Here is a 19,072-nt window from a genome sequence, read left to right on the forward strand (position 1 = left end):
CCACTCTTTAGTTCTGCTTTACATTACTGGCAAGGTATTTTTTGATCAATTCGATGGTTTCCAGCGGATGACTCATATGGGGGCAGTGTCCGGTCGCTTTCATCTGCTGCAAGTGACTATTAAGCAAATGTTGATGTAAATAATCGCCTACGACATTCGGTGCAACTAAATCTTCCTGGCACTGAAGAATCAAACAGGGCTTGTCAAAACCAACCAGATCAGAACGGTTATCCGCCAAAAAAGTTGCTTTAGCAAAACGCTTAGCTATGGCGGGATCCATGGCACAAAAATTGACTTCCAGTTCTTGTGCCAATTCTGGTTGATCGGGGTTATTTACAACAATACCGGCGAGATGAGCTGCCCAACCTGGTTGATTGCGATCGATTATATCTAGCAAACCCTCAATGTCGGCCTGTTCAAAGCCACCTATGTAATCGGGTCGGTCGTTCAAATAGCATGGGGTTGGGCAAATCATGATCAACTTTGAGATTCTATGGGGAATTTTGATTGCAGCTAACAAGCTAATCATACTGCTGACTGAATGCCCTACCAAGATCGCATCTTGCAAATCAAGTGCTGTAAAAATCTCGACAATATCTTTGGCATAACCGGCCAAACTTGAATAACGCACTGGATCATAAGCATCAGCATTAGACAAACCTACGCCAACATAGTCAAATAATACCACCCTATATTCATCTTCAAAGGACGGACTGACTCTACGCCACATAGATTGATCACAACCATAGCCATGGGCAAACACAATTGTTTTAGCGCCTTTACCGCATACTCTGACATTGTTCCTATTGATGATATTCATCGTGGTTTTATCTCATTGTTGAAAGGAGCATAAACATCTATTTTTCAAATCGTTGGTCTCTAAGCTACATGAAAAAAGCAAGTGCGAAGGGTATTTTTTTTGCTAAAATATATACTGATAACTTGAAAGGGTTTTGCTATCCGAAAGGGACGGCTATTAATATAAAAACTATATCATGAACAAAAAGACCAAAATAACAAGATATTTATTTTAAAAATCCGACAGGGTGCATAAGTGTAATAAAATTATATAACTCCTCATATTTTCCAGCTTATCAAGCAAAAAATCTGGACATCCATACTTTATATTCTTTTAAGTCATCATATTAGAATAAATGCAAAAGCTGGACACCCACAGCCAACGTTAGACTGGATTTATCTAAAAACTATAAAATCCTTTTTTGCGTAGCCACGAGAGCGAGAGCAAACTTCGTAGCCTTCTCTATCTCCATCGTCATTGGTATTCCCCTCTATGGTGTCGAATGTAGAACTACTTGCATCGGTCACAAGGCCCGTGTGCGTCCCGTGTGCGTCCAGTCAGTTGACGTTCTGCGAACTAAGAAAATTGAACCTGGTACTACGCCAACAGAATCAGCTTCGCTTTCGGGTAAAAACAGGCCTGCTTCATTTGCTTGCGTTGCCAGAGAGTCGCAGGAACCCGAACCTTTTATAGGCATGTCTATTTGCAATGATTGAGTAGCCTGCTTCAGTAAAAATGTCACAAAGCCAGCACACCAAGGCATCGTTCTGCCTTCATTGCCTTTCATATACAAGCGAACCCAGGGGCCACAATTTTGACCACCGACCTCAACGGGGTGCACCGCTAAATGAGCACGTGCATACTCTAGCAGCGCTGATTGCGTGCTGATCGAGGCGTTGAGTCTTTGTTTTAAAACGTCCCGCATTGGTTTTACCAAGGCGTTAAAAGTAGCGTCGTCGACTTCTCCTGTTTCCGACAAACCACTTTCATCTTGAAAACGTACAACAGATCGTGTGGTAGCTGGCCCATAAGCAGAATCGATCACGACTCCAACCCCTTGTAAGTTAAGCCACTCTTGGACTCGCTTAACCTCCTTACCACGCATACCAGATAAAACGTCGCGTTTGAACTCAACCTCTTTTCTTGCCCAATTTGAAAGCTCACTAACGCTATTATTAAAGACGTACATGGAAGCTATCCTGATCGTTTGTTATATTGTTAGATTCACCAAAATTTTTCATTAGTTCTAAAATATATTTTAGTTCATCTCTTTATCTTTATCTCAGATTAACGTTATATTTATTAGGCTTCTAAAAAAGAAAAAGGCTGGACATCCATATCTTATATCTCTTTAAATCATCACATTAGAATAAATGTGCCATTCGGATTCGCTTTGAAAAAATGGGATATTTCTTTTCTAAAGGGACAAAACATAAGATAGCCAAAGCTTTTCGTTTCTAAAGTACCAAACCAATGCGGCTAGGTAAATTTTCGACCATCTTTCTTGAAAAATCAATTCCTTTAGCAAAGGAAATCATGGAGCGACAAATTTTTCAGGAACAAATTTGAACGTTGGAATTTACGACAACGACCTGAAAGGCGTATGGCAGGAGGCTGAAGTCATTTACGTGAGTTCAGGATTATGAACGAGAAAAACAATGCTAATAAGGTGTATTAATTAAACTGACTTAGCTTTTTAGAAACTGTGGCATAACTCAACAACCGGAATAAAAATGAAACTCTTTATCGTTTAGAACAGTTCAAAAAGAGCCATAAAATAGGACCAGAATGCCAATATTAAAAACAACAACTTAAGCTAGGTATTAAATTTAATCTACATCACATTACAAACGATTAAAAAAGCGGCTATACTTGTTCGTTAATTAATCACATTAAGGAGCAAAAAGTAAATGAATACCCTCGTTGAAACTAGATTGCAGCAACACAATCCGCTAGTTCATTGTGAATTGATGCAGGTAGCCTCTCATGTCCAGCGCTTTAACGGTGAATGTATAATCAATACCCTGATGATGGATGGCTACGATTACCCTTTTAAATACGGTCGCAAAAATAAATGTCGAAATCTTAAAGGCAAACAGGTCGACCTCTCCTATTATCCTTCAATAGAAGTCATCGCCGACTTTGAAATGAATATTATGAAAGTTGTGCAAATCAAAGTCATTGCAGCAAAAGATTGAGCGAAAAAGATGGGAGAGCCAAAGTTTTTCGATTCTAAAGTACCAAACCAATGCGGCTAGGCGAATTGAACGGTAGTTCAGGTTTATGAGCGGGGACAGGCTCTGCCGTTCCTGTATACGTAATGGTGAGTTATGCGCCAGCATAGTGTCACGAACAAAACTCTCTTTACCTTATTTCTTTTGCTGTTGAAAGAGCATGACTCCCTCTAACTGTGAAACTGCGTTTCGGTTTATCATCGTCTACACGCCCTCAAGGCGGAATACTAACAATAAAAGTTAAACCAAGCGCTTACAAATAACCCATACAGTATTTACATTACCACGCGGAGCGTGGGAACGAGCATATAAGAGGTCTTGCTTATATATGAGCTACTTCAAAATGAAGATTCAGGAGAAAAGGCAGCACCTATACCTTATATTTTCCTAAAGTCAAAATGAAAGACTTAATACCGTCGCTCGCGTTGCTCATTACCAAGATGCTGCCTTAGCTTCCTGCATATCGTAGCGCCAGCTCTCAGGGATCTGTATTTCATCTAGCAGCGTATTTTCCTCTATTGTTGGGTAAAGTTGTGCGTAATTTTTCACATCAGTTCCCTGTACACGGCGATTAATATGTTTCGGTTCAAGCTCATGAATCCCCTTAAGGCCAGCCGCTCCAACCAACTCAACTAAGCTCTTAACTGTTTCTCGTTGGAAGTTAGCAACACGTTGTGCTTTATTTGTAACAACAATGGCTTTATTTCGAGAAGGATTTTGAGTCGCAATGCCTGTTGGGCAGTTGTCTGTATTACAGGTTCTAGCTTGAATACAACCTAAAGACATCATCATACCTCGCGCTGAATTAACTGTATCTGCACCTAAAGCAATCGCTCTGAGTATATGAAATGCAGTAAACATTTTTCCAGAAGCGATGATGCGTATATGCTTTCTTAACCCAAAACCTATTAATGCATTATTTACAAAAGTTAAACCGTCCCTAATGGGTGTTCCTACAGAGTTGGTCATTTCAGTTGGAGCAGCCCCAGTTCCGCCTTCACCGCCATCAACAGTGATAAAATCAGGTGAAATACCCGTCTCTATCATTGCTTTACAAATAGCGATAAATTCATCCTGCCGGCCTACACAGAATTTAAACCCGATAGGTTTACCCCCAGACAAGTCACGTAATTTTTTAACAAAATTTAATAGTTCAACCGGTGTTGAAAATGCACTGTGCGATGGAGGAGAGACAACATCTTGCCCCATTGGAACATGGCGGATAGCAGCAATTTCTTCTGTTAATTTAGCGGCAGGTAGAATTCCCCCGTGGCCTGGTTTAGCACCTTGAGATAATTTAATCTCTATCATTTTAACGACATGTTTTGTCGCATTTTCTGTAAAGGTTTCAGGGTTAAAGCGCCCATCATTATCACGACATCCAAAATACCCTGTTCCTAACTGCCATACTATATCGCCACCATGCTCCAGATGGTAAGGGCTAATACTCCCTTCCCCAGTGTTATGTGAGAAACCACCTATTTTAGCGCCACGATTAAGTGCCATAATTGCATTTTTACTTAAAGCCCCATAACTCATTGCTGATATATTGAGTGGAGATGCCATATAAGGTTTTAGACAATCAGGTCCACCAAACTTCACACGAGGATCTAAATCTAACAGGTGTTTGGGTTGCATTGAATGATTTACCCACTCATATCCGGCACGGTTCACATCAAAAATAGTACCAAAAGGACGTGTATCTCTATCCCCTTTTGAACGTTGATAAATTAAAGATCTAAACTCTCTTGGAATAGGTGCGCCACTCGTATCTGACTCAACAAAATACTGTTGTATTTCTGGCCTGATAGATTCAAACAAATATCTCAATCGACCAAATACTGGGTATAAGCGGCAGATAGAGTGTTTATGCTGAAACATGTCATAAAAGCCAATCATAATGACTGGAATCAATACCACAAAAGCCCACAACCAGATGTGAGACAACAGTGATAAAGCTGCAACTAAAATAACTGATACAAGCGAAAATTTGACGAAAGCTTGGCGCATTGTCATAAAGTAAAATCCTTATTTTTAGTATTAAATATACGAGTTTTCTGTCATCAAGAGACCGATAAGTTATTATTTAAATTTCATTATCTTTAAAAAGGAAAAGGCTGGACACCCAAACCTTTGTTAGGCTGATTAGTTATTTAAATTAGCGAGTAAAAGATCACAACCTTGTTTAAGTTTGGTTAATTCATCAATCGTCATTTTTGTCTTACACAACATAGCATTTGGAACCTGCTCTGCTTGCTGACGCATGGTTTGACCTTCATCGGATAAAGAAATTATCCGCACCCGTTCATCTTGTTGGCTGCGCGAACGAATAATTAATCCCTTACTTTCTAAGCGTTTTAACAACGGTGTTAATGTACCTGAATCTAAATGTACTTTGCCACCTAACGCTTTTACATTCATTGTTGAATATTGCCACAGCACCATCATGACTATGTACTGCAGGTAAGTTAAGTCCAACTTTTTCAATAGCGGCCGATAAGCCCTTCCCATTGCATTTGAAGCACTATATAGGGAAAAACAAATTTGTTTCTCTAAAGTAAAATTCGATGATTCATGCTGTTTTGTCATAAGTTTGTTATCCACAAATTAAGTATATTGTGCACAATATACTTGCCCTGCCGTTAAAATTCAATTAGGATATCTAAATACTAATTGCGCACAATTCAAATGCGCGCAATTTAAATTATCGGTAATAGGGAATAATAATGACTACTTTATATACAACATCAGCAACAGCGAATGCGGGCCGAAATGGACAAGTAACAACTGACGATAAAAAATTAGATCTTGCGTTAAGTTATCCAAAAGAGATGGGTGGCACGGGTGATGCAACAAACCCTGAACAATTATTTGCAGCGGGTTATTCTGCTTGTTTTTCTAATGCGCTTCTACATGTGGCACACGAAACTAAAATAGCAATAAAATCAGCACCTACAACTGCAACAGTCGGGATAGGACCAAATGAAAATAATGGTTTCGCTCTGACGGTCGCGTTATCGATAGAGCTCGAACTTGAGCAAACGGCAGCGATTGAACTGGTACAAAAAGCTCATCAGATATGCCCTTATTCAAATGCAGTACGCGGTAATATTGATGTTAAATTAATAGTAAACGGTGTCACTTTATAGTTTATTGAGCCTATAAACATAAAAATTTAATAACAGATACTTAGAGCCAAAGCACCTAAATATGCAGCAACCACTATCAAAGTGCCTTGTTTATATTTAGGTCTATTATTATAAATAATTAGCGCGAAAAGACTGGACACCCAAAGCTTTATTAGGTTAAGAACTTAAGCTTTTATGCCCTGCTATTAAGCAAGTCGACCAAAAAAAGTCATTCTAGCGGATTCCGATAAAGCAACATTGGGCTCTGAATTATAGGCTAATACCACCAGCATGCGTGTTGTATCACCAATGGTCGGTGTCACACGATGAATTGCATTACGGCCACGAAACAACACTAATGAACCCGGTTCAATAGTCAGAGATTTGACCTCTTTTTTTCCTGCTAAAACCCCTTCAACACCTTCAAAATTCATTTCTCCACGGTCTGCATCTCGCATATTATTAAGATATTCAAAAGAGCCACCTTGCTCTGGTTTTTGAATTAATAAAGTGATCGCAAAGGACGAATTATCAAAGTGCCATCCTAATTCTTGACCGGCACTGGCATAATGTAGGTTAATAGAAGAAAGCGGATCCGCATATTGATGCAGTGCTTTTATGTCCAACACTTGGGTTAAGAATGTTCTAAATAAAGCGGCATCATAAATGACTCTTAATGGCGAATGTTGTGAAATTTGATCATCCGTAATGCACCCTTTAGAGGAGTTAATTTGTTTGTTTTTAACATGGTCTAACGCGTAATCAGGATCAATATCAGTTAAGTACACATTATGGGTGTTCCCTGTATACCAGGCTAAACTTTGTTTTTCTTTGCCTTCATCAACAATGGCACGGATCGCCTGCTTAGTTAAAAAATCGGGTAAGACAATGGCCCCTTCACGCTCAAGCTTGGCTTTACAAGATTCAACTAACGCATTGCTTTCAAGATGATACTTCGATGTATTTAACACTTCTGATAACAACATATTTGATATCCTTTATCCTGTTGGTGATGTTCATCATACAATTATTCAGTGCTCAAGAGTAACCAATAAACCTGACGATGAATAACAATATATTGATGGCTTATCGTTAAGTAATACTTAACAATAAAATCATGTTAAATCTATGCTAATAAGTTAGGATAACAAGCTAAAAAAAACGAACTATCTCATTAAAATCACAATACAATAGGTTATTAAATGCAAAAACTACCTGTTTTAAGCCATCTACGCACTTTTGTAACTGCCGCTAAAACAGGTAGCTTTGCCAATACAGCGATTAAATTATGCATCACTCCTGCTGCAGTAAGCCAGCACATACGTCAGTTAGAAAATCAACTTAAAAGTATTTTATTTGAGCGTTCTAAACGGGGTGTTTGTCTGACCCAAGCAGGCATCCAATACCGTGTTTTTGCCGAAAAAGCACTTGATAACCTAAGGCAGGGGCAGCATTGTCTTAATCAACTCAAGAACCAACAATACTTTACTATCAGAGCATTCCCTTCCGTGGCCAGTAAATGGTTAATGCCAAAAATAATTCAATTTATGGACCTTAATCCTGACCTTGAAATTCGACTTGAAGCAAGTCATGCAAAAGTTGATTTTGATAACAGTGACACAGATGCCTGCATTAGCTTTGGTCATCAAGACTACCCAAATGAAGAGGCTGTTCTATTATTCAACGACAGTGTATCTTTGGTAGCAAGCCCACTTTTGCTTCAACAACTTCCTCATGGTCATCACCTTGATACACTGCTTCAGCAACCTTTGATTCAGATAGATTGGGGCCACTTTAATCGTTTTTTACCCGATTGGGAAAATTGGTTAAAACTGGCGGGTTATAAAGATATTAGTTTCAAAAAAGGCCCTCAATTTAATTTATCCAGCCTGGCTATTGAAGCGGCAGTGCAAGGAAAAGGACTTTTATTAGGACAAGAATCACTTATTCAGGATGAACTTAAATCTGGGAAATTAATACAAGTATGCGATATTTCTTTGCCTTTAGAGCGCCCATATTACCTTGTTTATCCCAAGCGAACATTAGCTAACCCTCAGGCTATTAATTTTTTCAAACAACTTATAGCTAAAACAGGTTAGGTCACAACAAGGCATTCACACCATCAAAAAGACGGGACACCTAAACCTTTTGCAGGTTAATGGGCTGGAAATGGCTCTTTGCGACTTTCGACTGCTCAGTGCCTTTCAGACTCCCGAATAACACTGTCTATTAACAGTGACACAAGCGCCGAATAAAGACTTTATCAGTGAAATTAGTCGAGACTTTATGACGGGCATTCTGCCTTTCACCCTTTGGGTCAGCTAAAGCGGTTTAAAGTTGCTTAAAGTTGTTCCGGACAATGTTGTTATTTTCTGGCTTAGCATTTTGATGGCAAGCCATTAACAGTGGCAAAGAAGACGGTTGATAAAGCGGCTTTATATTGGCGGCAGCTTTATAAGCAATAGAAAAAATAAAGGCCACTTCCGAAGAAGTGGCCTTTATGCTGGTTAGCTACTTATACCCAATGTCTTAAAGATGTGATCTTGCATTACGTAGGAAAAATTAACCCTAGCAAGGTTGATCAATAATAATAATAATTACTATGGAATGAAGGCTTAAGACCGCGGCGTTTGGCCTCAGCTATCAAGGTTGCTTCACAATTAAGGAGCTCTTCCTGCGAGTCGAAGAATCCATAATATATTTTCCCATCTATAGTACCCCTGTAAATGTACATCATGTTCAGCTCATCGCCACGAAGGTTCGAAGACTTTGTCATCATGGAACCGTAGTCCGACTTTATGTGAAAATAATCATTCTTGCCCACTCCATAATTATAATCATAATAATGATAGATCTGTGCAGATGTGGCTCCAATCTGTTGGATCATCTCCTTTGTCCATACAGAGCACTGTGAATTTGCTGCAAAAGAATATTCGTTGTCAGCTATAGTGAAATCAGCTGAGCTTTGCGCATTGGTATTACATGCGACCGGCTCACCTGTTGTGGTGCCGTTAGAGCCGTCCCCAACAGTACCGATGCTGCCAACACTCACGGCGCCGCCGGCATATATATTACCGCAACTCACATTCGAGGTTGCCGCGTTAAACGCGCCGCCTGCAAATGTGGTCCCTAAAAACTGCGTGCCCGCACCAAGCGTAACTGCAGCGCCGACATTCCAGATAACATTCGCGGTATGCCCTTCAGCTAAATTTTCTATTTTAAATTGAGTGTCTGCACCGACCGTCAGCGCCTCGCTAAGATTAATCACCCAAACGTGGTTTTTATCCTTATCATCCCCCTGACCCGCATCAAAGTAGATGGTTGAATTTGCAGCGATAGACAGCGCACTGCCAGTGTATATGCCGGGCGCTAATATGTCTGATCCCATCGTTGTATACAGTGATTTTGGATAAGTGACCGAACTGTTCAGGGTGGTTAAGGCTCTCTGTGCATGCTCTATGGCTTTTGTTGCTAATACCATGTCGTCAAAATTACGTATCTTTCCATCCGCTGCGCTTTGCGCAATGATTTCTTCCGTTAATATCCCCTCATTAGTCGCTCCTGCGCCTAAGGTAATGGCTGCTCTCGCAACTATTTTATTAACGTCAGCACCCGCACCGAGAGTGATAGCAGCGCCAGCGGCTATATTTTGAGCATGCGCACCCGCCCCTATCGCAGTGGCCGCGCCAGAAAAGATATGTTTAACCCTGGACAGGGCCCCTGTAGCAACCGCCGCGCCTGCATAAATTTCTTGAGTCTGTGACTTACCGGCACCGATAGCAATGGCCGCTTTTGCAGCGAGATCGCCGTCTACGACCGAGTCTGCTGAAATGCTTAACGCAGCACCCGATATTGCCGCGTGGGAGATCAACTGTGGCGTAAAGATTTTTACCGGATCGCCTGCATCTTGCGCATTAGCTAAACCTGCGACAGACAAAGCCAAACCGGTTAAGCATGTTTTTAACAATACATTTTTCATTATCTACTTTCATGTTATGTGGGATACCCCGTTATGGGATATCTGTATTCCTGAGCGACAACACCCTGGAAATTTTTAGGACAAAACAAAATAGGCACTATTGGCAGGCATTGCGAGAATAAGGTTTTTGAGATCAAATAAGCACAAAATACTACCGTTGATTTACCAGTAGAAACACTTTTAAGGTCAATGTACAGTGTTAAAATGCATCAAAAAAAAGGCGCGTAAAAAGGTGGTAAATTCATGCTTTATATTCTTTTAAATCATTATATTAAAGAAAATATCACACTATAATCAATTAAAATTAATATTGCGGTGAAAGATAAAAGATGGGAAAGTCAAGAAAAGATGGGATAACAAAACTTTTCGCATCTAAAGCACCAAACTAATGCGATAGACAATTTCCGACCATTTTATTGATCAATTAACTTCTTTAGCAAGTTAAAAATGGGGTGATTTGCAGGTCATTTCAGGCCTCTCAGCAGGTAAGCTCTGCGTAACAATTGTCGATATCATTTAATTACAATGGCTGTCATTTAATGCCTGTTGAAGTGCCTCAGATGCATAAGGTGCCATTAAAATATTTTAAATCAGGGGATATATTACTAATTTTGGCTTTCGTTCTGACAGTAATTTGTCGCTGAAATGAAATAAAACAGCGGACAAATATTGTAGTGCAAGCAGTAAGTCAGATGTCTTTTTGAATGATTTTTAATGCTTCTTTGTGCGGACTTTTTTTTTCAGTCATGCTTATCTGTGTTATTTCAGTTGATGACTGCATATTGCCATCATAAAAGGCATAAAGTCGATCCGTTATTTAACTTTTAGCTCACCCTGCGTGTATTTTTGGTCCGGTTTATCCCAACTTATTTTTAGCTCTAAACGATGGCGCGCTTCATCTTCTGAAACACTGACCTTACAATCGAGTAAACCTTTCGGCAATAAAAACCACTCGTTTCCATCATCAGAAAATGTTAACTGACCTTTGCTAAAACCTTTACCAATCGCATTTAGCAGCTCTTTAATGGATTTGCAGTCCTGCAAAGATTGGTGTCTGAACTTTTCTTTTTGGTGCATATGCTTAAATCACTCCTTTTATTTTATTTTAATGTTGGCCCTTGATAAAAACTCACCACATTGACCAGATTAATGATGTGTTGATGCATGATTTTTTAATGAATAATGCTTGGGATTAAATACTTTAGCATAGGGATAATCGGCACTAATTGCGACGACAAATCCGGCAGGTTCAATGACGGTAACACCATAGCCAATACCCACAGCACCTCCCTTATGGCGAGAATTACGATCTAAAGTGACATCACCTTCGATGTGCAATAAACCTTCTCTAATCGACAGTTTCTGTCCCTGTAAGTGACTAACATGGCCGCGCACCAATGCATAAATACCTGCCGCTTTGACACTATTAACACCTGCTGATGTCAGGGGCTTATCCGCGAGGCGATATTTGGTCCGGAAGGTATTGGCCAGTGAGCTGTAGTAAAAACCAAATAAGTTTTGGCTTAGTTGTTGATGAAAACGTTTATTCATTTGGGCAATGCCATTTTCGGCAATATCCTGGCAAGTTTGGTCATCGAGTCCTGCGTGTACAAACAAAAATGATCCCTTTTTGTAGGCAAGTTGCATACTATGAAAAAACCAACCGAATTCGCCTTTTTCGCTTAAAAAAAGCGACTTACATTTAAGCGCAACAGCATAAACCTGGCGCATAGTTAATCCTGATTCTTCGCAGTATTCTTCAAATTTCTGCACTTTACTGCGCATTTTTTTGAGTTCGCGCGCAATTCCCTCCGGGGTTATGCTGCTAATAGCAACACTGGGGAAGGCTTCAAACCAATCATCGGCCGGGAAAAGACGCCGGCGGCACTCTTTCTCGTCGGGTATTCCTTTTTCCCACTTACTTGCGCGCAAATATTCATCAAATACCTCTGCGAGTAAAGGTATTACCTTGCGGCCCATGCGCACAAACATATGCTCAGATCCGGTTTCACGTTTTTCACCGATAACGAGGATCCCCATTAACAATCGCAAATCATGATTGCCGGCCAAAATTTTAACGCGCGCACCCGTATCAATCAGCTGTTTAACAGCCCGCAGCAACTGTAAATTACTCGGTCCCTTATCAAGACAATCACCGCCAATCACAAAAACAGCGCTACGGCCAAAATGGGTTAAGCGAAGGGGCTTGCGTTTTTTACCCGTAATTTCAATGCCGCCCGTTGCTAATAATGAGGCATAAAAAGCATCGGCATCAGCATGCGCATCGGCAATAAACAAAATAGGTCGCTTAGGAAACACCCAACCTTTATTAAAGGCTTTAGTATCTACCGCTTTGGCCAGCACTTTTTCATTCTGTACCGACTCATGCACGGAATCTTCGCTAAGCGGCCACTTCAAACAAAAGCGTGGAAATCCTGGTAATGGCGTTGTTGTCGGTACAAAAGTAGAAATCGATGTCGTTGTTAGCATAGTAAAAACCTGCAGCTCATGCTGTAAAATCAAAAAAATTAAGGCTTAATGGTTAGCGTCTAATCAAGGGTTTCAGCCGTGATATGACGCTCCTTCCAATTTCCGGCGACGTGTCGCCAAGGTGTGGCGTCGCGATGCAGAATAACGGGTTGACCATAAAACATACTAAGCCTGCTAATATACTTAAACTCTATTACATTTAGATGACAAGCCGCATGTCGAAATGATGCGCCATGACCAAAAAACAGATGCATCTGCGGCAAAGCATTTTTAGAATCTGCTGTATCGGCTAAAATCGCGGTTTTACGCGCCTGCATCACCGTCTCTATATGATCAGCGACTCGCTGACCCGCCATCATCAAAGACTCACCACCCTGCAGTGGTAAGCAGTAATGGCTATTGGATTTCCAATCCACCGGAGGCGTATCAAACCGAGGGTCATTGGCCAGTACCGATTCGATTTGCGAGACGGTTAAATTTGCCGCGCAACCCAAACCACGTTCCGCGAGACTATCAAATCCCAAGTGTGTTGGTATAGCGGTAAAACAATCCGATAATTCACGAATGTAGAGTTGCGCTGTTTGCCAGGCGCGCAGTGCATTGGAAGAATGCACTTCGGGCGCAAGCTGCAGTTTATTGGCAATAAGCCACAGACGAAACTTTTGCGCTTGCGCAACAACCTCAGCCTCACCCTCAACGGTTAATGGAAATGGCTGATGCGCACTGGGCGTATTGTTGAGCTGCGCATAAGCACCATGGCGAATAAGCGCAATAAACTCCCCACCCACCGGTAAAGTGCTCTCTTTTTGTAACTCAGTTAGCGTCGGTTTTTGATAGCCACTCTTCTGGACAGATTCGATTTTCATCTAAACACTCTCACGTTAACAATACTAGGCCTCAATCTTGGTCAGATAAAGTTCAACCAACTTATTAAAATCAGCGCAGCCACTGACCTCATAAACATTGACTCCTTTTAAAGCATCAATATAAAGTTTATCTGCAGGCAGTGAAGGGTCCATTAAAAAATCCCCCTTGTTGTTGTGATAAAACGGTCCAGGGCTTTTGGCAATAGCTGCGATAAGGTCGGGCCGTGTGGCAATATCAATCGCCTTGATCTGCGTATTATCGGTATTATCGCGATGCCAATTCAACAACAGTAAATCTTGAAGTTCACAATCCACTTGTATTTTTTCGTCGCCATAAACCGATGCCACCATTACATCGTATTTTTGCTCTAAATCCCATAATTCTGATTTAGGTAAAACGCTAAGCCGGGCTTGTTCTGAATCCGAAAGAATCGATTTTAATTTAGGGTTATACAACAAAGTGCCGGGATTAACACGTGGTAATTTGGGCACACCACGCGCAATGCACTGCCCGTCTTTTTGACGAATAAACAGGCGATCATTAGAGACAAACTTTGCATTTTCCTGATCTAGCAGCTTTAACATTGTAGTTGATTTTCCGCCACCCGAAAATGCAGCAACAGCAACACCTCGGCCGGCCAAACTGAGTGCGGCAGCATGGCAAATCAAGTCGCCATCCTGCTGCAAATAGTTCATATACTGGTTAATCACATAATTAATCACCTGACTAAAATTCGCCTGGCAGGGACCCATCGCTAAGCGACAATCATTGCCCTGAAAATAGACCATTCCCGTCTTTATTTTACGCAGCCATCGGCCACCATCAATGTCAATATAACTGTCTTTAAGCCCGCGTTTACCCAACTCCCTTGGCCAATTATTCCAGGCTAGATCTTGCTCAACCGGCGCCGATTCGACCATAAATATATCAAATGACTGATCAAAATCGCCCTGCAAAGGAGCATAAGCTGAAAAGTACTCTTGCAATGCAATAACCAGTTCTTGAGTATTACAGTGCACATTTAATTGCACTCGTTCCAATACCAAATTAAAGTGATACTGGCAATCATTCGGGTCAATATTTAACTGACCTACTATATCGTTTAACTGCTTAGTCATTATTTTCCTAATTATTTATGTTTTATTCACCGCCGTTTAATACTGTTCAATCAAATAATATTCGTATCAAAACCACTGCAAAAATAAGTTAATAAAGTAAAAGTGCATTTGCGAAGAGTCGCATTTAACCAGCAAAAGAATCAATAATATACTGGCTATACAATTTTGCCGCATCAATACCGCATCCGTCCAGCGCGCCTTTAAAACCACCAAAAGCAGACACTTCAAATACGATTGGCCCATCATCCGTAAAAGCGACATCAACGGTTGTGAAATCGAGGGCAAAGGGCTGCTGGGCTTTTTTGGCGAGCGCTATCACCTCATCATCGGGTGTAAAGGGCTTATATTCACCACCTGCTAATATCGTGGTATTCCAGCTATCACTTTGTGATACCCGCGCATAGGTTCCAATATACTCCCCGCCCAAAAATACAATACCAAGATCCTGCCCATGAAGATCACATTTTTGCTGCAAGTACAGCATGGGGTTATCTTGCTGAAATAGACTCAGTTGTGAGCGTAATTCATCGCGAGGCTGCTTGGCATTTAGTAATGTCATGCCGCGCGCTTTCGTTGAGAATAAGGGTTTTAATACCACTTCACCATATTCCTCAATGGCCGACACAGCCGCATCTAGCGATTCGGTCACACAGGTTTTTGGCATTGGGATATCATGATTACGTAACGTCACGGTACAGCTCAAACGATCAACTAGCCGTAAAATACTTTCGGGGCGAGAAAAAACCCTTACCCCTGCCTGCTCCGCAACACGCAGCAACTCAATGCGATCCAGCATCGAGGGTGAATAGGCTTGGCTGATTTTTTTTACAATCAATCCATCGAGCTCGCAAAGATTAATACCACGAAACATTAAATGCTTAGACGCAAGATCAAGGGTCACTTCTGCCATATCGATTACTAAGCGAAAACCAGTCATCTCTTCAAGGCGGTCAGCCAGCACTTCTGTCGACCATTTACCCGGAATACCAATAACGCCAACTTTTAAATTATTCAAAAAATAAGTCTCCAAAAGGTAATTTGAACCTAGATTCTTTTCCCCGTTCAACAGCTAAACAGCGCTCTAGTAAATAGCGCGCGCGAAAATACATACGCTCAGACAAACGGCGATCTAGAATAAAGCGCGTTGAAGAAGCAAAGGAACGTGCGAGTGCAAAGGCAAGACGATACTCAAAAAAGGTATCATCGCGGCTCTTTGCGTAATGTCGCATGGCACCAATAAAGCGTAAAACAACATCCATCGCCTGTTTTCGGCGGTCATGATCTATGATCTGCAGACGGTATACAGAGACCATAAATACTGAAATATCTTGTACATAATCCTGATAACAGGAACGGTGTAAATCAATAAAATTGATGTGATTCTCTGCAGGGTCAAATAAGATATTATCAAGATTGAAATCACCATGAATGTAAACCGAAAATGGCGCACAAAACCCTGACTCTCTTGCTTTGGCCTGAGTCAGGAGGTCTTCAAAGGAAAGAACGCGAATACCGCAGACTGACTGATACGATGTTTGAAACTGCGGGTGAACACCAAAAATAACTGGTAAACGTGTTTCCAGTTGCTGACAATAATATGCACTGGCAGGTTCATTAAGATGGGTCGCGTTCCACACCTTCTTTAATGTTTTAAGCAGTGATTTTAGTCCGTTATTTAATAATTTAGTATCATCACTTAATACTAAATTTTCAAATGTATGACCAGGAAGATGTTCAATTAATAACGATGCGCGATCACCTTTTTTATTATAGGAAAGCACTTTGGGTGCTAGCCCGGGAAAAATACCATGCCAGCTCTCTACACCGTCGACCTCCTCCTTAAGCTTATGACGATCCCCTTCCTTAAAAATCGCCATATATTGAGAAGATTCATACCTATCAGTTACAAGTCGCAACCCTGCAATCGTACTTCCCGAGCGAGTCTCGGCAACCGTATTTATTTGAAGATTGTCTGTTTCAGTTTTATATTGATCAGCCACTCGCGCCAAAGCGCGATAACGCCCAATATTCATTTTTTGGCCTAGGGTTGCCGTGAGGATAGCTTCCGATACTTTTTCTAGCTGCTTTAGCATTAGGCCCAAAGCATAGGTACTAAACAACAGCCCGGAAATACTTTTCGAGTCACCTGATGATGAGTCCGTCAGTATTTTCTCTGTAATTGGCTTCAGGCGCTTAGTCAGACTACGGGCGGCTTTACCAATTGTAATTGCTTTATGGCAATCGTATTCACTTAATGCGGGTTCGATATCCGCTATTGTTCGGCGTAATGACTTCACCAATTTGGCACATAGCTTACGCGCACTCAACTGATCAGGCAAAACATGCTTATGACATTCCTGAATCGCTTCACAGCCAAGACTGCATAAGCCGGATACGTCAAACACCAGCTCCTCAATGGCTTTAAGGCCTACATCTGAGGAGCGATTCTTTTTGCGTGCCATTAATTGACGCATCAGACCCTGCTGAATACGACTGCGCAGATTATCAGAATATCCTGCCCGCCCGGTAAGTCGCTGCACCACTCGTGCATCAGGATGGCGGAAATATAGCTCTACAAGCGATAGCTGCTCATGAACTTCTAAAAAAAAGAAATGTAAGTTTTCGCGAGTCTGTTTATTAAGTTCAAGCATCTAATCTTCATATGATAAGAATTTACGCGATGAATGATAACACCCTCATAGTATAAAACACATGTATTGAAAGAGCATTTTTGTTACAGAAATATGACAAACCCATCTTCTTTTCAGTAGCTTGCAGATTAATGTTAAACAGATGTGCATTAATTGATGTTCCGCTTTTTAGTCCACTTTCTCATTATTTTTGCACGTGAAGCTACGTCCTTTAGGTCGGAAAGTATGTCAATCTCCTCATATTGCGCCTTAAAAATATTTTCTAACCGTAACCGTTGAGTTTCGCCATTTGAATAAGCCCCGGAGACCAAAGACCCCACTACATGGAAATTTTTAAGCACAAGTAAATCGTTATGGTTATTGTTATTGTTATTGTTATTGTTATTGTTCAATCAGAGCTCTTTTTTATATAAAAATAGACATATAATTGACTTTATTTGATATTTATTATATAAAAATAATGATCTACTATTTAAAAGGGAACGTACTTAGTAGCGCAAAACATCATATGATGTTTTGAACGTTAACTTAAAAGGAAAGTATTATGTTAAACAAAATATTAACTATTGGTGCGTTACTAATGAGCAGTTTGATTTTTATGCCTTTGGCACAAGCAAACAGTCATGTCATGAAAAAAGATATTGTTGATGTGGCTGTTGAAAATGGTTCGTTTACAACCCTTGTTGCAGCATTAAAAGCAGCTGAATTGGTGGATACTTTAAAAGGTAAAGGACCTTTCACTGTGTTTGCACCAACTGACGAGGCATTTGCTAAATTACCTGAAGGCACGTTAGAAATGTTACTAATGCCTGAAAACAAAGAACAGTTGGTTTCAATACTAACCTACCATGTAGTTGCCGGCAAAGTAATGGCTAAAGATGTAATGAAACTCGACAGTGCAACAACTATTCAGGGACAAGATGTTATGGTGCACATCATGGACGGTAAAGTAATGATAGACGATGCTACCGTAGTGATAGCTGATGTCAAAGCAAGCAATGGCGTTATCCATGTAATAGACAGTGTGATTTTACCAAAATAATTTCCACTTATCAGTGCACAGTTTAATCATTAAGCTGTGCACTATCAGCATAATTATCAACTCTATAAAAAGATCGCGTAAAAGATCGTACAGCTAAATCTTTTGGTTTCTAAAGCACCAAACCAATGCCGATAGGAAATTTCTGTAGATTTTTACTGAAAAAATTTCTTTGAATGGCAAACAATCAAACAATTGCGGACACCCATTAATTACAATAGCTATCATTTAATGTAAAGACGCATAAATATCAGCACTAATAAGCAGCATTTAAGTGATTTATTAAGGTATCGAGCAAAATCTTATTGAAAAGCAGGTTAAATAGTTAGATGAACTGAATTTAACGCGTGTTGAAGACCCTCAATGAGCAGAGAGCATAGGTTGTCATTAAAGTATTTTAAATTAGGGATTAATGTAAACATCGATGCAATACATTTTTCTTGGCAATCCAGCATTTACCCCTATGTTCAGCGTAAGAGGATAATTATTCTAACGACCCTACCGCACCCTGATAATTTTTGCCAAAACTACTCGCTAATTCATACCAGGTCTTATCATCAATCCCCAATATATCAAGTAATTGAGGTTGAGTACCGAGTACCACACCCCGCTTATCATACCGTAATGCTCTGCTCGTCCAATCCAGTAATTCATATAATCAATCAGCGAAAAAGGAATGCCTTGGGATAACCCTGCCCCCACTTGCCATCAGCTTATCAATGTTGGTATTGAATAAAGACTGCTCCAGCGCAGACAAACGTCTTCAT

Annotated in this window: 16 protein-coding genes; 4 read left to right on the plus strand and 12 right to left on the minus strand. The window is 40.6% G+C overall.

Going from position 1 to position 19,072, the window contains the following annotated elements; all coding sequences use genetic code 11:
• Positions 1-7: 7 nt before the first annotated feature.
• The gene (locus tag PING_RS11905) at positions 8-820 is read right to left on the minus strand and encodes an alpha/beta fold hydrolase (RefSeq protein WP_011770610.1); all 813 of its coding nucleotides are present in this window, start codon (positions 818-820) and stop codon (positions 8-10) included.
• Between the two features lie 502 nt (positions 821-1,322).
• Positions 1,323-1,988 carry a peptidoglycan-binding domain-containing protein gene (locus PING_RS11910; RefSeq protein ID WP_011770611.1) on the minus strand — a complete coding sequence of 222 codons (666 nt, stop codon included), beginning with the start codon at positions 1,986-1,988 and terminating at the stop codon, positions 1,323-1,325.
• A gap of 721 nt (positions 1,989-2,709) precedes the next feature.
• On the opposite strand from PING_RS11910, the gene PING_RS11915 reads away from it, so the two are divergent.
• Positions 2,710-2,997 (plus strand): hypothetical protein, encoded by a 288-nt coding sequence (locus tag PING_RS11915; RefSeq protein WP_011770612.1) that lies wholly within the window; start codon positions 2,710-2,712, stop codon positions 2,995-2,997.
• Between the two features lie 468 nt (positions 2,998-3,465).
• On the opposite strand, the gene PING_RS11920 is transcribed toward PING_RS11915, so the two are convergent.
• Together PING_RS11920 and PING_RS11925 are read right to left on the minus strand one after the other, a co-directional pair.
• Positions 3,466-5,049: an FMN-binding glutamate synthase family protein gene (locus PING_RS11920; RefSeq protein WP_011770613.1), complete on the minus strand. Its 1,584-nt coding sequence runs from the start codon at positions 5,047-5,049 to the stop codon at positions 3,466-3,468.
• Between the two features lie 129 nt (positions 5,050-5,178).
• Positions 5,179-5,622 carry a MarR family winged helix-turn-helix transcriptional regulator gene (locus tag PING_RS11925; protein ID WP_011770614.1) on the minus strand — a complete coding sequence of 148 codons (444 nt, stop codon included), beginning with the start codon at positions 5,620-5,622 and terminating at the stop codon, positions 5,179-5,181.
• Between the two features lie 137 nt (positions 5,623-5,759).
• Here PING_RS11925 and PING_RS11930 point away from each other — a divergent pair, with 137 nt between their 5' ends.
• On the plus strand, positions 5,760-6,182 hold the full coding sequence (locus PING_RS11930) for an organic hydroperoxide resistance protein (RefSeq protein WP_011770615.1): 423 nt from the start codon (positions 5,760-5,762) through the stop codon (positions 6,180-6,182).
• Between the two features lie 185 nt (positions 6,183-6,367).
• On the opposite strand, the gene PING_RS11935 is transcribed toward PING_RS11930, so the two are convergent.
• A complete protein-coding gene (locus PING_RS11935; RefSeq protein WP_011770616.1) occupies positions 6,368-7,147 on the minus strand; it encodes a HalD/BesD family halogenase in 780 nt (259 codons plus the stop codon).
• A gap of 216 nt (positions 7,148-7,363) precedes the next feature.
• On the opposite strand from PING_RS11935, the gene PING_RS11940 reads away from it, so the two are divergent.
• A complete protein-coding gene (locus tag PING_RS11940) occupies positions 7,364-8,260 on the plus strand; it encodes a LysR substrate-binding domain-containing protein (RefSeq protein WP_011770617.1) in 897 nt (298 codons plus the stop codon).
• A 482-nt stretch (positions 8,261-8,742) separates the two neighbouring features.
• Here the strand turns inward: PING_RS11940 and PING_RS19550 are convergent, their stop codons facing one another.
• The 7 genes from PING_RS19550 to PING_RS11975 form a co-directional block, all read right to left on the minus strand.
• Positions 8,743-10,140: an ice-binding family protein gene (locus PING_RS19550; protein WP_011770618.1), complete on the minus strand. Its 1,398-nt coding sequence runs from the start codon at positions 10,138-10,140 to the stop codon at positions 8,743-8,745.
• 813 nt (positions 10,141-10,953) lie between these two features.
• Positions 10,954-11,217: an amphi-Trp domain-containing protein gene (locus PING_RS11950; protein WP_011770619.1), complete on the minus strand. Its 264-nt coding sequence runs from the start codon at positions 11,215-11,217 to the stop codon at positions 10,954-10,956.
• Positions 11,218-11,286: 69 nt separating this feature from the next.
• Entirely contained in the window at positions 11,287-12,630 is a 1,344-nt protein-coding gene (locus PING_RS11955) for a metallophosphoesterase (protein ID WP_011770620.1), read from the minus strand.
• 59 nt (positions 12,631-12,689) lie between these two features.
• The gene (locus tag PING_RS11960; protein WP_011770621.1) at positions 12,690-13,496 is read right to left on the minus strand and encodes a histidine phosphatase family protein; all 807 of its coding nucleotides are present in this window, start codon (positions 13,494-13,496) and stop codon (positions 12,690-12,692) included.
• Positions 13,497-13,520: 24 nt separating this feature from the next.
• Entirely contained in the window at positions 13,521-14,615 is a 1,095-nt protein-coding gene (locus PING_RS11965) for an HprK-related kinase B (protein ID WP_011770622.1), read from the minus strand.
• A 124-nt stretch (positions 14,616-14,739) separates the two neighbouring features.
• Positions 14,740-15,630: a GAK system ATP-grasp enzyme gene (locus PING_RS11970; RefSeq protein ID WP_011770623.1), complete on the minus strand. Its 891-nt coding sequence runs from the start codon at positions 15,628-15,630 to the stop codon at positions 14,740-14,742.
• Complete coding sequence (locus PING_RS11975) at positions 15,623-17,266, minus strand: phosphotransferase (protein WP_011770624.1); 1,644 nt, start codon at positions 17,264-17,266, stop codon at positions 15,623-15,625. The genes PING_RS11970 and PING_RS11975 overlap by 8 nt, the downstream gene beginning before the upstream one ends.
• Positions 17,267-17,810: 544 nt before the next feature.
• Between PING_RS11975 and PING_RS11985 the strand changes: the two genes are divergently transcribed.
• Positions 17,811-18,308, plus strand: coding sequence for a fasciclin domain-containing protein (locus PING_RS11985; RefSeq protein ID WP_011770626.1), 498 nt, complete (start codon positions 17,811-17,813; stop codon positions 18,306-18,308).
• Positions 18,309-19,072 lie beyond the last annotated feature (764 nt).

Source organism: Psychromonas ingrahamii 37 (assembly GCF_000015285.1).
Taxonomy (GTDB): Bacteria; Pseudomonadota; Gammaproteobacteria; order Enterobacterales; family Psychromonadaceae; genus Psychromonas; species Psychromonas ingrahamii.

What these genes read in the sequence shown, in the direction of transcription:
- PING_RS11905 (WP_011770610.1), bottom strand. Translation starts at nt 820, where the DNA reads ATGAATATCATCAATAGGAACAATGTCAGAGTATGCGGTAAAGGCGCT.
- PING_RS11930 (WP_011770615.1), top strand. Translation starts at nt 5,760, where the DNA reads ATGACTACTTTATATACAACATCAGCAACAGCGAATGCGGGCCGAAAT.
- PING_RS11910 (WP_011770611.1), bottom strand. Translation starts at nt 1,988, where the DNA reads ATGTACGTCTTTAATAATAGCGTTAGTGAGCTTTCAAATTGGGCAAGA.
- PING_RS11950 (WP_011770619.1), bottom strand. Translation starts at nt 11,217, where the DNA reads ATGCACCAAAAAGAAAAGTTCAGACACCAATCTTTGCAGGACTGCAAA.
- PING_RS11965 (WP_011770622.1), bottom strand. Translation starts at nt 14,615, where the DNA reads ATGACTAAGCAGTTAAACGATATAGTAGGTCAGTTAAATATTGACCCG.
- PING_RS11960 (WP_011770621.1), bottom strand. Translation starts at nt 13,496, where the DNA reads ATGAAAATCGAATCTGTCCAGAAGAGTGGCTATCAAAAACCGACGCTA.
- PING_RS11920 (WP_011770613.1), bottom strand. Translation starts at nt 5,049, where the DNA reads ATGACAATGCGCCAAGCTTTCGTCAAATTTTCGCTTGTATCAGTTATT.
- PING_RS11975 (WP_011770624.1), bottom strand. Translation starts at nt 17,266, where the DNA reads ATGCTTGAACTTAATAAACAGACTCGCGAAAACTTACATTTCTTTTTT.
- PING_RS11935 (WP_011770616.1), bottom strand. Translation starts at nt 7,147, where the DNA reads ATGTTGTTATCAGAAGTGTTAAATACATCGAAGTATCATCTTGAAAGC.
- PING_RS11925 (WP_011770614.1), bottom strand. Translation starts at nt 5,622, where the DNA reads ATGACAAAACAGCATGAATCATCGAATTTTACTTTAGAGAAACAAATT.
- PING_RS11915 (WP_011770612.1), top strand. Translation starts at nt 2,710, where the DNA reads ATGAATACCCTCGTTGAAACTAGATTGCAGCAACACAATCCGCTAGTT.
- PING_RS19550 (WP_011770618.1), bottom strand. Translation starts at nt 10,140, where the DNA reads ATGAAAAATGTATTGTTAAAAACATGCTTAACCGGTTTGGCTTTGTCT.
- PING_RS11940 (WP_011770617.1), top strand. Translation starts at nt 7,364, where the DNA reads ATGCAAAAACTACCTGTTTTAAGCCATCTACGCACTTTTGTAACTGCC.
- PING_RS11985 (WP_011770626.1), top strand. Translation starts at nt 17,811, where the DNA reads ATGTTAAACAAAATATTAACTATTGGTGCGTTACTAATGAGCAGTTTG.
- PING_RS11955 (WP_011770620.1), bottom strand. Translation starts at nt 12,630, where the DNA reads ATGCTAACAACGACATCGATTTCTACTTTTGTACCGACAACAACGCCA.